The organism is Phytobacter sp. (genome assembly GCF_059074235.1).
The window spans coordinates 383873-396461 of the sequence record NZ_JCACPZ010000001.1 but is presented as its reverse complement, the minus strand read 5'-3'; the positions used below and the strand labels follow the sequence as shown (position 1 = coordinate 396461).

Genomic DNA, 12589 nt, shown 5'->3' with positions numbered 1-12589 from the left:
CATCATTGAGACAGATTCAACAATCTATGACTTCTCTGCGTGCAAAATAAACTGGGTAATTTCAGACGAGCGACCCAGGCGCAGCGGGAATCCGCTCCAGAGGCCCGCGCCGTTGCTGACGTAAAGGGTCATGTTACCCACCTGATAGCGGCCGGAAACAAACCCGCCATTCACGGCTTTAATCACCTGATCGAGCCCGCGCACCATGCCGCCGTGGGTGTGTCCGGAGAGCTGGAGTTTGACGCCATACTGCGCATTCTTCTCTGCGGCATCAGGGCGGTGATCAAGCAGAATAACGGTGTCATTAGGCGTGGTGCCCGCCAGTGCACGCTGGATATCAGGCATTTCCAGCCCAAAGCGTTCGGCAACTTTATCGGTGACGCCCGCCAGCACCAGCGACTCATCACCCTTTGCAATACGCACATGGCTGTTCATCAGGAATGGAATACCGAGCTTCTGCCAGGCGGGTATCCATTCGTTAAAGTCGAAGTAATATTCGTGGTTGCCGGTAATGGCATACACCCCGTCAACCGCATGCAGATGGGAAAGCGGCTCCACGTCGTTGTAGCGCACCGCCAGCGTGCCGTCTGACATATCGCCGGTAAGTGCAATCAGATTCGGCTTCAGGGCATTGGTTTTATCGACGATTTGCTCAACCCACTCACGGGGAAGCAGACGCGTGGCGTGGATATCTGCCAGTTGCACGACTTTGTAGCCTTCAAAGGCAGGCGGTAACCCCGTGACCTTGACCTCAACGGTACGCACGTCTGGCACCTGAATCGCCTGCCAGACACCGATGCCAGAGAGCACGATCGAGCCTACCAGCATGGGCAGAGCAATAGGTAAAAACGGCAGGGGCTTGCGCAGGATAAGACGGGTAAACAACCCGGCCAGATCGCGTAGCAGCAGTAAGCTGGCAAAAAGTACCGTGGCACCAAACAACGTGCCGATGGCGATCATCGCCAGACGCGGCCACTCGGGGGAGAACATATTTCCCCACAACATTCTGCTGATAAAATGGAACTGACAAATCAGCACCACCAGCAGGGTGAAAAGCGACTTCGGGATGACGGGCAGCGAAAGCCGCCAGATGAAGCGAAAAGCGATATACAGTGCAGGTAACAGCGTCCAGATAAAGAACATCGCAACTCCATGGCAATAAAGGGGACGGTAAGGGGACACGCTTTAAAACTAGCATTTTGTCACGCCGTCTCGGTTGCTATTTTGTTTACCGTGCGGTGAATTTTGTTCAATAAACAGAGGGAGTGTTATGCCCGTCAGACCCACATCGCGCCTCTCGCGCAGTGACCTCGCCGACCTGAACGCCTTTCGCGCCGTTGAGCGTGCGCGCAGCTTTACCCAGGCCGCTGTGGAACTGGGATTAACTACCTCAGCACTGAGTCATGCCATCCGCAATCTGGAAACCCGCCTCGGCGTGCGTTTGCTCAACCGCACCAGCCGGACAGTGTCGCCCACCGATGCCGGGCTGGCGCTGGCAAAACGGTTGAACATCGGCTTCGGAGAGATCAGCGAAGCGCTCGACGAGCTAAACGCCTGGCGCGATAACCCGGTCGGGCGCATCCGATTGAATGTATTGAGCGATGGCGCACGGTTGATTATCGCCCCTCACCTGCCCACATTTCTCAAACGCTATCCGCAGGTACAGGTGGATATCACCGTGGACGACCGGATGGTGGATATTGTGGCGGAAGGGTTCGACGCCGGGATTCGCTTTGGCGGCACCATTGCCGATGACTTTGTGGCGGTAAAACTGGGTGAACCGCTGAAGTGGGTGGCAGTGGCCTCCCCGCGCTACCTTTATCACCACGCCGAACCGATGCGCCCGGACGATTTGCTGCATCACGCCTGCATTCAGATTCGTACCGGCCAGGGGACGATTTATAAATGGGAATTTCGTCGTGGTGAAGCATACCGCGCCATCGACGTGCCGGGGCAGGTCTGCGTGGGCGAAACCACGATGGGCATTGAGCTGGCGCTGGCCGGTGTGGGCATCACTTATTGTCTGGAAAAACGGGTCGAACCCTGGCTGCGCAGCGGTGAGTTACAGGTGGTACTGGCAGACTGGGCTCCGACAGAACCGGCGATGTATCTCTATTACCCCGGCAACCGCACCGTGCCATCGGGATTACGGGAGTTGATTGAGGTGCTGCGTGAAGGGATGGCGGCCTGACCGCCATCACGCGGTTATTGAATGCGGTAGGCGAGTAAAAAGACGCTGACGGCGCGGGTAGTCGCCTGCTCGATGTGCGCTTTGTCGGGTGCGGTTTCGACGCCCAGAGCCACCCCGAGGAAAAGCTCCGCTTCAATCAACCCCTTCAGGTGCATCGCGCAGATCCAGCTATCGGCCTGACGTAAGACCCCTTCGTCAATTTTTTTTGCCAGATAGTCGCTCAGCAAACGCCAGCCGCGCTGCGGCCCTTGAGCATAAAAACGGCGGCCAATATCGCTACGCTCCGATTCGCTAATCGCCATACGCCAGATGGCAAGAATGTCGCCGCTTAAGATGCAGGAAAGATAACGACTGCCGAATTTGTTCAGCGTCTCTTCGATATCTTTTTTCAAATCTAAGGATTCAAAGGCATCGGCAATCTCGGTTTTCGCTGATGCTTCGACCACGGCGGAGAAGATCTCTTCCTTGGAACTGAAATAGTTATACAGCGTCGATTTTGATCCACCGACCCGACTGGCGATTTCTGACATGGAGGTGTTGTTAAACCCCAGCTCAATAAACGCTTTAGTCGCGACATCCAGAATGGCCAGCCGCTTTGCTTCCGTTTTAACCCGCATACGCTTCTCGTGTTCGTTCGTCCATCGCGCAAGCTTCTCTTGACAGAGAATGTATGTCAAGTTACAACAAAACCATACGGTACGGTATTTTTAATGGCGTCTGCATTGAAGCCAAAAAGTCGATATCTCAGTAGTACATTGCTTGTTGTTTTCTTTGTTTTAACTTCAGGAAAGAGTAACCAGCGCCGGGGATCCCGGCGCTGTTTTTTATTTCACCGTAACAATCACACGGCGATAGGACGTGAGCGAGGGTGTGCCGTTATCGGTCACTGCCAGAATCAGATGCTCTGTCCCTTTATGCAGTGCCTTCACCTTCACGACAGGCGCATGGTTGTTGCTCACGGAGAGCACCGATGGCGCATTCAGGAAATCCTCCCCTCTGCGCCCCTGCACATCGTCAATCGCAACAGCGCTGGAGATGGCGGAGGTGGCCTCCGGGTAGAGGAACCAATTGTAGCTCAGGGTGTTGCCGTCCGGATCTTTGGAACCATCAGCGCTGACACTCACCTCTTCCCCAACCTTCGCCTCCAGATACACCACCTCTTTGCCAGACTGACCGTTCACCACCAGCTGCGGGTTATGGTTTGCTTCAGCATAAGGTTTAATGCTCCAGTCCATACGTGCAGCAAAGTCATGCTGGAACGCCTCGCGCCAGCGCCAGACGGTCGCCTGATTGGAGGTGTAAGTTTTACCGTCGCTGCCGGTCACCGTGTCTGCGGCATTCGGGCTGCCCGGATAGAAGTCACCCCCACTGCTCCAGACAGGACGCGGTTCATGCTGCGGCTGACGCACGATATAACGCCCGCCCCAACCGCCCCAGCCAGGGTTCATGTCGCTGTTCAGGCCATTGCGGATAAGCCCCAGAAATGCCGGAGTGTCCCCTTCCATAATGAACAGATACTGCAGATAACCTTTGCCCAGCGGTCCCTTGCTGCGGATATTTTTATCCAGCCAGCTTTGCGACACGGTGGTGAAATCGGCGCCCGGAGCGTTACGGTAGTATTTATCACCGCTGATTCCGGTCCAGGTGGCGCGGGCATAATCTTCTCCGCTCTGGCTCGACGGGTCGACGATATAAGTGATGTTCGGGTAGTGCTGACGCACCCAGATGCCCGCATCGTCCTGATCGGAGATGGAGTACACCACCAGGTTACGCGTCAGGGCATCAACATCTGCCGCAGGATGCTTTTTCGACAGGTCTATCAGTGCCTGCGCCAGGGTGTTCGCCCCGCCCCACAGGTTGATGTACAGCGGCTGCGCCTTATTGGTGCTTTTCTCAATCGCACTGACCAGCAGTGCGGAACCGGCGGTACCTTTGCCCTCACCGGTCGCCTGCATGCCGTAGCTCGCCTGGCCCGCTGCAATGCGGGTTTTCAGCTGACTGGCAGCCGGGTAGGCCGGGTCATGTTTGAGTAAGTTAGGCTGGACCTCAGCGTAATGCCCAAGCACCAGTTCAATCATATCCGGATGAACTTTTTCCCGCTGCCAGGTGGACGTGGTTGCCACCAACCCTTCTATATTCATCTCATTTGAATAGAGCAAAAAGCGGGTCAGCGACATCTGATCGTCCGGCTCATTACCGATATCCGTCAGTACGAAGACGCGGGGCTTTGCCTGATAGGGAATGACCTGAGCGGCAATCTGCTGCTGTTGCGCCGTCTCTGCCAGCGCGGAAAGCGGCAATGTAGCGGCGAGTGTAAGTAGTAAACCTTGAGTAACGCGATGTCTGGACACAGAAACCTCGATGCGGGGATGAAGACTGCATCTAACATAGTTAACATTGGAAACAAAGTAAAAACCAAAGCGGATTTTTGTGACGCAGGTAGAAAATCACTCAGGCAAAAAGCGCCTGAGTGAAGACAGGACTTAGCGAGGAATAATGTTCTCTGATTTCAACTTATCAAACAGTTGGGTGAAGGAGTCGAGCGTGCTGCGATAGCCGGTAAAGCCGGCCTTACGGCTTTTGCTCATGTCGGTAAAAGCCTCCATCGGGCGACCGAGATCGGCATCAGTATGCCACCACGAGGCCAGACGGTTTACATCGCTCTCTTTAAGCTGGTAGCGGCTCACAATCTCCTGCCAGGCTGCGGCGGCGTCCTGCATGCGACCTTCCAGCGGCATCATGCTGCCAGTGAAGCCAGCGGATTCAATGCCGAAGTACGCGGCGAGACGTGGCCACAACCAGTTCCAGCGGAACACATCGCCATTCACCGCATTAAAATCTTCGTTAGCAGCATTCGGGCTGGAAGTTGCCCAATTCAGTTGTTCCGCCAGCAGGCCAGCGTCGGTCACATCGGTGATACCATTCCACTGCTCCACGGAGCCGGGGAAGATAAACGGCCAACCCTTTTCGCGGCACAGCGTGGCGTACACTGCCAGCGTCAGGCCCATGTTCATGGCATTGCCTACGGCATAACCGATGATCGAATGCGGACGGTGTACGCTCCAGCGATAGCCGTATTTTTCTGCTCCGGCAAAAATCTCGTCTTCCTGCGCGTAATAGAAATTATCGACCGGCTGACGGCCCTGCTCTTCACGGAACGGTGTCACCGGCACGGTGCCTTTGCCATAGGCTTCGAAGGGGCCAAGGTAATGTTTTAAACCAGTAACCAACGCCACATGTGCGCCTGAAAGGCGATCGCCCAACGCCTCGATGACGTTTTTGACCATCATGCCGTTGACGCGAATGTTCGCTTTCTCGTTTTCCTGGCGAGCCCAGACGCTAAAGAACAGCGCATCGGGCTTAATGGAATCCAGCGCCACTTTTACCGCATTAGCATCGGTCAAATCGGCCACCAGACTGGTGCAGCCTTCCGGTACGGCACCGCGTCCACGTGAAAGGCCAGCGACGGCCCAGCCTTCTGCTTTCAGTTTTTCTGCCAGCGCACGGCCAATCACACCGCTGATGCCGACGATCAGTGCTTGTTTCTGCATTTCGGTTTCTCCTCAATCAGGTTAATGAGTAGACTAATAGAGAATTTAATTCTTATCTCTGGCATTAATTCACATCATTCCTAACCTGAGTTCATTAATCGATGCACGATCAGCGCCTGAAAGATATCGTTCCCTTTGTGGCAAGCGTCGAGAGCGGCAGCTTTACCGCCGCCGCAGAGCGCCTGCACGTGACCGGCTCTGCCATCAGCAAAAGCGTCAGTCGGCTGGAAGCCCGGCTGGGTTCACGCCTGCTTGAACGCACCACCCGTAGCCTGCAGTTGACCGATGCCGGACAGGCCTATTACCAGACCTGCATCCGCATTATGGAGGAACTGGCCGAAGCCGAATCGGTGCTGGCGGCCCAACGCATTATCCCTTCCGGACGACTGCGGCTGGCGGTACCCAACACCTACGGTCGGCTGGGCGTAATGCCGCTGCTGACCCGCTTCTGCAAGCAAAACCCGGAGCTGGAGCTGAGCCTGACCTTCTCTGACCGCTTCGTGGATCTGTTTGAAGAAGGGATCGATGTAGCCGTCCGAATTGGCGGTGCCGGGTCGTTGCCTGCTTCGCTGGGGTGCAAACTGCTGGGGCGTGAAAAAATGGTCTTTTGCGCCTCACCCGCGTATCTCAACGCCCATGGACGACCGCAAACGGTGGAAGAACTCTTGCAACATCAGGCGATTTTATATGAGCGCGTCGACGGTACGGCAAAGCCCTGGCTGTTTATCACCGAAGACCGCCACCTGCACTGGCGTTCGGTGCCCTTTCGCATGGCACTGGGAGATGTGGACGCGCAGATTCAGGCGGTCTGCGCCGGGCTGGGCGTGGCACAAAGTCCTACCTGGCTTATCCGTAGCCAGCTCGCTGCGGGCGAACTGGAAATCGTCTTACCGGAATTACAGCCGGATGGCCTGCCGCTGACGCTGGTCTGGCCGCGCCGCAAACAGTTACTGCCAAAAGTGGATGCGCTGCTGAACGCACTGGGCGAGCTGGAGATTGCCGGGCCAACGCCGTGAATTGGCCCGGCATACGTCATTTAGCCGCCATAATAAGCCGCGCTGTAGAGGGTTTTTACATCCTGTACCGTCGGCTGGTTGGGGTTAGTCAGAGTGCAGGGGTCGGCTACCGCGTTGCTGCTCATTCTGTCCAGTACCTGCTTAAAGGCCACTTCTTTTATTTCCACTTCACCGCATGTGCCCAGCGTTTCGGGAATATCCAGACGCTTATTCAAACCCTTAATTTTCGCAATAAGGTTATCAATGCCTAATGCAGCTTCCAGTTTCTGGTATTTGTTGGTGTAAATAGAATTATATTGAATGATATACGGCAGCATAATGGCATTAGCCAGACCGTGAGTGATACCAAACTCGCCACCAATTTTATGCGCCATGGAATGCACCAACCCCAATGAGGCATTGGTAAAAGCAATACCAGCCAGCGCTGAGGCATTATGCATGTGCATGCGAGCGTTTAAATCATTCGGTGAATGATACGCGGTTTCCAGATAATCAAAGACAAGACGGATGGCTTCTACAGCATAAGGGTCGGTAAAAGAATTGGCGGCCGTGGACACGTAGGCTTCAATGGCGTGCGTCAGGACATCCATACCCGTGTGGACGGTAACATGCGGTGGCATTTTGGCCGGAATGGTTGGGTCGAGAATTGCAATATCAGGCACCAGATCAGCAGCCACAATAGGGTATTTAATGTGGTTAGCGGTGTCCGTAATAACCGAGAAGGCCGTGATTTCAGAAGCGCTGCCGCTGGTTGACGGAATGGCAACGAAACGAGCTTTGTTACGCAATGCAGGCATAGAGCCCACGGGGATGATGTCTTCGAATGTGAGCGTTGGATGTTCGTAGAAACACCACATCACTTTAGCTGCATCCAGCGCTGATCCTCCGCCGATGGCGACAATCCAGTCCGGCTGGAAGTCGAGCATCGCTTTCGCCCCCCGCCACACGGTTTCCACCGATGGGTTTGGCTCCACATTATCAATTACGGTGCATTCCATCCCGGCTTTATTCAACTCGCTGATAGCCTTATCGAGGAAACCAAACCGTTTCATTGAACTGCCGCCAGTAACCAGCGCGGCTTTTTTGCCTTTTAATGTCGACAGATGTGCTAATGCATTTTCGCCATAAATAATGCTGCGCGGAATAGAAAATGAAAGTGTCATAGAAGACTCCCTATATTTAAGATGAAAGATTAATTTTTATTTTGCGCACGAAGATTAAGTGCTGAGAAAAATTGGATGTGCGCAGAGTAAAAGCCAATCAGGAAATGAATACGGGCGATTGTCCCAGTAATATCTGCAGGAATTTGTGATGGGCCAGAGGTATTAGAGAGTACTGCTTAATTTTGATCGGGATTAGGGATCGGGGAGATCCGTTAAAAAAGATCTACCCAATTTATTATCAAAAATCAAAGTGCGGGATAATCGTCCGACGGATCCGGCCACGGAGTAAGAACATCAAAGCCCGTACTGGTGACGGCGACCATGTGCTCCCACTGGGCCGAGAGTGAACGATCTTTGGTGACGACCGTCCAACCATCGGAGAGCACGCTGGTTGCCGCTTTCCCGGCATTGATCATCGGTTCAATAGTAAAGATCATCCCTTCTTTCAACACCAGACCCGTGCCCGGTTTGCCGTAGTGCAGAACCTGTGGCTCGTCGTGATAAACCTGTCCAACACCATGCCCACAATACTCTTTTACCACTGAGAACCCGGCGGATTCGGCAACCTGCTGAATTGCGGCACCCACATCACCCAATGTCGCACCCGGTTTAACCGCCTTAATGCCGGCTATCATCGAGTCGTAGGTCACTTTGATCAGACGATTAGCACGCACGGAAGGCTCGCCGACCACATACATACGGCTGGTATCGCCGTACCATCCATCTTTAATGATAGCCACGTCGATATTTACGATATCGCCATTTTTCAGGATCTTAGCTGAGGGAATGCCGTGGCAGACCACATGGTTGACTGAAGTACAAACGGTGCGGGTGTAACCGTGGTAACCAATGTTGGCCGGAATGGCTTGTAGCTCATCACGAATATAGTCATGGCAGAGCGTATCGAGTTCATCGGTTGTTACGCCTGCGCGCACGTGATTTTTGATCATCTCCAGCACTTTCGCCGCCGCATGTCCGGCAGCACGTGCCATCTCAACCTCTTGTTGAGTGTGAATTTTTACGTTGCTCAATGTGCTTCCTGCTCCATCGCTAATGATAGGGGTTCGCCGTCGATCAACTTATCAATATCAACGCCGCCGTTGAGTTCTGCCTGAATCAGCAGTCGGGTCAATTGCTGATGCGTCAAATGCGGGTAGAGTTCCGCGAGCATGCCGACTTTAAGCCAGTGTTCTGCCTGCGCGTTGATTGAGCGGCTCAGCGCGTTGCTGGCCAGACGCAGGTTCTCGTGCATCAGGTCGGAGATTTTAACAATGCCCATAGGTCACCATATATGTTTCATATATGAAACATATAGTACACCAAAACGGGGAATCTGAAAGGGAGGATGCGGGGAGCGAGAAAGAGAGCCAGCCCGTTTCTCAGGGCTAGAACTCTTCGAGAAGCTTCAACTGTTTGATCGTTAAGGGATAGTAGAAAATGTATCCCTGTACGCCAATGTTTTTGTATTTTTTGAGCAAGTTGAGATCGGCTTTCTTTTCGACCCCTTCACAAATGATGTTGACATCAAGTTGCAGAATACTCGTCAAAATATTGTGCAAAGATTTACGCTTAACTTCATTTTGACCGATGCCATCGACAATGGAACGATCTATTTTTATGGTATCAAAATTGAAAAGCCCCAAACTTTCGAGTTTGATGTTGCCAGCACCGAAGTCATCGAGCGAAATAGAGAAACCATACTCTTTTGCTTTCTTTAAAAACCGCTCGCAATGAAGGAGCTGGTCTTTAGTGACTTTCTCACTGATTTCAATTTCAATATTTTGTGGATCGACGCCCTGGGTGGCGCATTCAAGATAAAATTTTTCAGGATAATTAGTGTCATTAAGTAAATGGTGAGAAAAATTAAATGACACTTTTAAATTTCTTTTTTTTGCTATCAAACTGCAAATTAATTTAAAAATAAAATCTGTAATCGTACTAACTGTGCCTGCTTTCTCCGCACTATCTATTATTTTTTGTGTGGATACTGGCATTCCTTCTTCATTTTTAAATCTTGCAAGGGCCTCATACTGGTCAATTCTTTGTTCGTGCAAACTCACGATCGGCTGAAATGCCGCAGTCATATGAAACTTTTTCTCATTGAATTCGAAAATTCTTGTTTCCATTTATTTATCGTTCCATTGACCCACAAGAATGCATTTAAAAAGTCCCATACATTACGTATTCTAATCATTTATTTCAGATATTTAAAAATTGTTTTAAATGATCAATATTTATAATTTGATAGGTTTTGCCTATCTAGATTATTTCAATGATCGCTGCAATCTATTTAAATTATGGCTAAGCCTTATCAGACAAGGAAATCAGAGAGAATTTGCACATCATAACCGACTGAAAATTGGTTGATTATTTTCATAAACATCATGTTTTCTTATCATAAAATGCAAATTATATTTTCACATGAAACACATTCATGTTACTTATACAAGAGATTTTACATATTGATAACATTGAAAATGAGAGAAATAGATACCCCTATCTAAAACTCAGACATATTAACGTATTTCATGTTTAATCATGCTGAGATGGTGGGGGAAAATATCATCATACATGCAAGAAAAGTACGTGATTAGGAGAGAAGTTTTGAGTCAGTAATTTAGCATAAGTTGCAAAAAGTAGAATTAAGGAAATTAAAGATCCGGGGGTTCTTTAACAAATATTGCCATAAAGAAAAATTATATATTATTTAACCAACCGTAAACTTATTCATCACAACACGGGGCAAGGGTTAGCTCCAGAGAAAAGTAATCGATATTTTTTATTGCCCACTCCCCTGTCCACTCGAGCTTCCCTGCCTTAATCAGACTTCGTACTGCTGGACAACACGGTAGCCGCTTCGCTTACCTGGCCTACCGATGAAGAATGCATTCGTTAAAATGGCCCCAGTTTTAGAATCGATAAAATTTATTTAGGCCGCTATGCATTACGTTAAAAGCAGTCTACGTTTAATTCACAATGGAGAGTTTTCTGATGTGCAGGCGAGATCACTTACTGGAGGCAATGAGATGACAGTACTTCCTACAATCGAGTTTCTTAACCCGGCTCAGACCATTCGCATGCCCGCATACAGTGCCGAACTCACTTTAATTAAAACCGTCGAAGATGAACTGGCAGCCTTGTATCTGCCGACAGGAAACAAAGAAATTATTCTGGCCATCATCCGCCGTCTTGAACACGAAACAGATCCTGGGAGATCGTCACTTTACCGCAATGCGCTTGAAATGATTGTTCACAGAACACCCGACGATCTCTAACCCAGACGACGTTGATTTTACTGCGATACCGGATGTGAACGATTAGTGTTTTTTATCACCCCGTCCCGGAGGATCGGTGTTCAAATGCGGCCGTTGGCCTTCATAGCGTTTGTTTCCTCCCCCACCCCATTGAGTTGCCTCTTTCCCTTTTTCGCCCGACAACGACAGGCTCTGGCGCACTTCATCCATTGCAGACAACAGTGCTTCCCGCCTTGTTTCACGTGTTTCCCTTTCAAGGTGTCGGGTGAGCATAGTGAGTAATGCCTCATGAGAAATAGGTGCATCTGCTTCAAGCAGCTCAAGAATGGCATCACCGATGACAACTTCAACGAGGCTATCTTTAACATTTTTGAACATGATGACTCCTTTAACGTTCGCTCATCAGTGCAATATACATGCTGAAAAGCGTTAATCAGAATGCCGGGTCAAAAGCAGGCGCAGAATATCTTCATAATGTGCTTCAAGGAGCGGAGGTGTATTATTGTGAATACGTCCCGCCACCGCTACACAAAGTCGTTGCCGCGTAATGGTATGACCTTCACGAAGCAGTTGAACAACGATAGCACCGATCGTCTGCTCGATACTCAGCATATCGCCGCCTGGCGGCAGTTCCGCTTTCCCCTTACTGTCATTATCTGAGTTAATCATATTTAACCTTCTCAATCCGTTCAGGAAAATACCTTACTGACAGTATCCATAAATGCTTTACGCAAATAGGTGCGCTGCATTGTGTCATCCCGGGCGGTTAAATGAAAGAATAACTCATGTTTCTGTGTCCTACTGTTGACAACGAAAACCTAAAAATTACCAGGCACAGCATTAGATTAGTGTTACGCAATATTAATCCCTGGAGACATTAATTGGCCTCCAGGGCAGAGTTATTGCCCATTACTCCAGATTAAGCCAGTTGGGCTCAATGCCTCAGATAAATCATGTGCCATGATTTTTTCTTTTCCATCATACCCTCCTCACGCTCAATAGCGGTTCAACACGTTAAACATGTGTCCCTGAACGCTGGTCTACTGCATTTTCTGCTGCACTCGCTTTCGCGCGGCCTGATAAACGGATTTGTGAACCGCCTCTTCCGTGCGCTCCTCAACCTGCATCAGGAACTGGATAAGTGTGCGTGCCGTTACAGGCACTCCCTTTTTCATCAGGTGAGTCGTCGCCAGGCCAATCGCTTCACGAATTAATTCTTCTTGCGTCAAAGCATCATCATTGGTTTTTTTAACCATAGATAGAGAATATTCCCCCTTGTTAGTGGAAATGAATACATTTAATTAAAACAGGTTGTTAGCGTGTATTTGACTCGATGACTTAAATATTCAGACATGAGTTTATGAACCTCGTATCACGGAATATTATCGAGTCATTTCGACACATTCGTGCTACA

At 50.6% G+C, this 12589-nt stretch carries 14 protein-coding genes; 3 read left to right on the top strand and 11 right to left on the bottom strand.

What is annotated here, in order from left to right:
• Positions 1-24: 24 nt before the first annotated feature.
• Positions 25-1143 (bottom strand): metallophosphoesterase, encoded by a 1119-nt coding sequence (locus AC5JPW_RS01820; protein ID WP_494237940.1) that lies wholly within the window; start codon positions 1141-1143, stop codon positions 25-27.
• A gap of 127 nt (positions 1144-1270) precedes the next feature.
• Here AC5JPW_RS01820 and AC5JPW_RS01815 point away from each other — a divergent pair, with 127 nt between their 5' ends.
• Positions 1271-2191, top strand: coding sequence for a LysR family transcriptional regulator (locus tag AC5JPW_RS01815; RefSeq protein ID WP_494237939.1), 921 nt, complete (start codon positions 1271-1273; stop codon positions 2189-2191).
• A 14-nt stretch (positions 2192-2205) separates the two neighbouring features.
• On the opposite strand, the gene AC5JPW_RS01810 is transcribed toward AC5JPW_RS01815, so the two are convergent.
• From AC5JPW_RS01810 to AC5JPW_RS01800, 3 genes are all read right to left on the bottom strand, one after another.
• Positions 2206-2808: a TetR/AcrR family transcriptional regulator gene (locus tag AC5JPW_RS01810; RefSeq protein ID WP_494237938.1), complete on the bottom strand. Its 603-nt coding sequence runs from the start codon at positions 2806-2808 to the stop codon at positions 2206-2208.
• Between the two features lie 207 nt (positions 2809-3015).
• Positions 3016-4542, bottom strand: coding sequence for a DUF1593 domain-containing protein (locus AC5JPW_RS01805; RefSeq protein WP_494237936.1), 1527 nt, complete (start codon positions 4540-4542; stop codon positions 3016-3018).
• A gap of 132 nt (positions 4543-4674) precedes the next feature.
• A complete protein-coding gene (locus AC5JPW_RS01800) occupies positions 4675-5742 on the bottom strand; it encodes an SDR family oxidoreductase (protein ID WP_494237935.1) in 1068 nt (355 codons plus the stop codon).
• Positions 5743-5843: 101 nt separating this feature from the next.
• Between AC5JPW_RS01800 and AC5JPW_RS01795 the strand changes: the two genes are divergently transcribed.
• A complete protein-coding gene (locus AC5JPW_RS01795) occupies positions 5844-6758 on the top strand; it encodes a LysR family transcriptional regulator (RefSeq protein WP_494237934.1) in 915 nt (304 codons plus the stop codon).
• A gap of 20 nt (positions 6759-6778) precedes the next feature.
• Here the strand turns inward: AC5JPW_RS01795 and AC5JPW_RS01790 are convergent, their stop codons facing one another.
• The 4 genes from AC5JPW_RS01790 to AC5JPW_RS01775 form a co-directional block, all read right to left on the bottom strand.
• Positions 6779-7921, bottom strand: a complete 1143-nt coding sequence (locus tag AC5JPW_RS01790; RefSeq protein ID WP_494237933.1) for an iron-containing alcohol dehydrogenase — start codon at positions 7919-7921, stop codon at positions 6779-6781.
• Positions 7922-8166: 245 nt separating this feature from the next.
• Positions 8167-8952, bottom strand: coding sequence for a type I methionyl aminopeptidase (gene map, locus AC5JPW_RS01785; protein ID WP_494237932.1), 786 nt, complete (start codon positions 8950-8952; stop codon positions 8167-8169).
• The gene (locus tag AC5JPW_RS01780) at positions 8949-9200 is read right to left on the bottom strand and encodes a ParD-like family protein (protein WP_494237931.1); all 252 of its coding nucleotides are present in this window, start codon (positions 9198-9200) and stop codon (positions 8949-8951) included. The genes map and AC5JPW_RS01780 overlap by 4 nt, the downstream gene beginning before the upstream one ends.
• A gap of 106 nt (positions 9201-9306) precedes the next feature.
• The gene (locus AC5JPW_RS01775; protein WP_494237930.1) at positions 9307-10047 is read right to left on the bottom strand and encodes an EAL domain-containing protein; all 741 of its coding nucleotides are present in this window, start codon (positions 10045-10047) and stop codon (positions 9307-9309) included.
• Positions 10048-10947: 900 nt separating this feature from the next.
• Here AC5JPW_RS01775 and AC5JPW_RS01770 point away from each other — a divergent pair.
• The gene (locus AC5JPW_RS01770) at positions 10948-11196 is read left to right on the top strand and encodes a biofilm development regulator YmgB/AriR family protein (protein WP_494237929.1); all 249 of its coding nucleotides are present in this window, start codon (positions 10948-10950) and stop codon (positions 11194-11196) included.
• A 42-nt stretch (positions 11197-11238) separates the two neighbouring features.
• Here the strand turns inward: AC5JPW_RS01770 and AC5JPW_RS01765 are convergent, their stop codons facing one another.
• From AC5JPW_RS01765 to AC5JPW_RS01755, 3 genes are all read right to left on the bottom strand, one after another.
• Positions 11239-11553, bottom strand: coding sequence for a hypothetical protein (locus tag AC5JPW_RS01765; protein WP_494237928.1), 315 nt, complete (start codon positions 11551-11553; stop codon positions 11239-11241).
• 51 nt (positions 11554-11604) lie between these two features.
• Positions 11605-11844 (bottom strand): hypothetical protein, encoded by a 240-nt coding sequence (locus tag AC5JPW_RS01760; protein WP_494237927.1) that lies wholly within the window; start codon positions 11842-11844, stop codon positions 11605-11607.
• Positions 11845-12215: 371 nt separating this feature from the next.
• On the bottom strand, positions 12216-12431 hold the full coding sequence (locus AC5JPW_RS01755; RefSeq protein ID WP_494237926.1) for a hypothetical protein: 216 nt from the start codon (positions 12429-12431) through the stop codon (positions 12216-12218).
• Between the last annotated feature and the right edge of the window lie 158 nt (positions 12432-12589).

What these genes read in the sequence shown, in the direction of transcription:
- AC5JPW_RS01795 (WP_494237934.1), top strand. Translation starts at nt 5,844, where the DNA reads ATGCACGATCAGCGCCTGAAAGATATCGTTCCCTTTGTGGCAAGCGTC.
- AC5JPW_RS01815 (WP_494237939.1), top strand. Translation starts at nt 1,271, where the DNA reads ATGCCCGTCAGACCCACATCGCGCCTCTCGCGCAGTGACCTCGCCGAC.
- AC5JPW_RS01790 (WP_494237933.1), bottom strand. Translation starts at nt 7,921, where the DNA reads ATGACACTTTCATTTTCTATTCCGCGCAGCATTATTTATGGCGAAAAT.
- AC5JPW_RS01820 (WP_494237940.1), bottom strand. Translation starts at nt 1,143, where the DNA reads ATGTTCTTTATCTGGACGCTGTTACCTGCACTGTATATCGCTTTTCGC.
- AC5JPW_RS01760 (WP_494237927.1), bottom strand. Translation starts at nt 11,844, where the DNA reads ATGATTAACTCAGATAATGACAGTAAGGGGAAAGCGGAACTGCCGCCA.
- AC5JPW_RS01770 (WP_494237929.1), top strand. Translation starts at nt 10,948, where the DNA reads ATGACAGTACTTCCTACAATCGAGTTTCTTAACCCGGCTCAGACCATT.
- AC5JPW_RS01765 (WP_494237928.1), bottom strand. Translation starts at nt 11,553, where the DNA reads ATGTTCAAAAATGTTAAAGATAGCCTCGTTGAAGTTGTCATCGGTGAT.
- AC5JPW_RS01775 (WP_494237930.1), bottom strand. Translation starts at nt 10,047, where the DNA reads ATGGAAACAAGAATTTTCGAATTCAATGAGAAAAAGTTTCATATGACT.
- AC5JPW_RS01800 (WP_494237935.1), bottom strand. Translation starts at nt 5,742, where the DNA reads ATGCAGAAACAAGCACTGATCGTCGGCATCAGCGGTGTGATTGGCCGT.
- AC5JPW_RS01755 (WP_494237926.1), bottom strand. Translation starts at nt 12,431, where the DNA reads ATGGTTAAAAAAACCAATGATGATGCTTTGACGCAAGAAGAATTAATT.
- AC5JPW_RS01780 (WP_494237931.1), bottom strand. Translation starts at nt 9,200, where the DNA reads ATGGGCATTGTTAAAATCTCCGACCTGATGCACGAGAACCTGCGTCTG.
- AC5JPW_RS01810 (WP_494237938.1), bottom strand. Translation starts at nt 2,808, where the DNA reads ATGCGGGTTAAAACGGAAGCAAAGCGGCTGGCCATTCTGGATGTCGCG.